The sequence below is a fragment of the Arhodomonas sp. KWT genome, from assembly GCF_010993615.1.
The window spans coordinates 1-691 of the sequence record NZ_WNXE01000900.1 but is presented as its reverse complement, the minus strand read 5'-3'; the positions used below and the strand labels follow the sequence as shown (position 1 = coordinate 691).

1 protein-coding gene is annotated in these 691 nt (G+C 75.1%); it reads right to left on the bottom strand.

Annotated elements, in window-relative coordinates; genetic code table 11:
* Positions 1–22 precede the first annotated feature (22 nt).
* On the bottom strand, positions 23–691 hold a 669-nt coding region (locus G7A99_RS23165; RefSeq protein WP_205600028.1), incomplete at its 5' end, for a hypothetical protein.

Genomic DNA, 691 nt, shown 5'->3' with positions numbered 1-691 from the left:
AGGCCTCACGTGCGCGTGAGGGTCAAGCCCCGTCCGCCGCCTCGCGGACCCCGGCGAGGAAGGTGCGTACGTCCGCGCCGATGAAATGCCCCCTGGCGAGCACGGGTTCGCTGCGGTAGGCCTGCTCCAGGCGTCGCCGCCGGTCCGGATCGTGACCGGCCGTGCGGTCCGCGAGCGCGTCGAAGTCGGCGAGCAAAGCGCGCGCGGCGGACGCGTGACGCGGCGTGCCCGCCTCGATCATCGCCCGCGCGCGCTCGGCGAGCGCCCGCCACTCCGGGGCGAGGCGCTTGTCCATCGCACGGAGATCGGCCTCGTCGAGGTGCCGGCGCAGGGCCGCCAGCCGCAGCTGCAGCGCAGGCCTGACCGCGGCAATGGCCACCGGGTCCAGGCCGTGCCGTCCGCAGGCCTCGGGAACGGTCTCGACCAACCCGCCCCAGCGCCGCGCGAGCGCCACGTCGCCCTCCATCCACTGCATGCTGAGCGCCATCCATCGCTGGGCCAGCCCCTGCATTTCCGGCGCGTCCGGCGCCAGGCCGCGGCGACGGGCGTCGTGCACGTCAGCGACCAGGGCGGCCCAGTCGCCCCGGGTCGTCGCCCAGTTGGTGAGAATGGTTCGGAGCTCGGCGGCGGTGAAGTGCTCGCGGTAGCGGCGCAGCAGCGCGAGGGTGGCGAGCCAGTCTTCGCCCTCGGG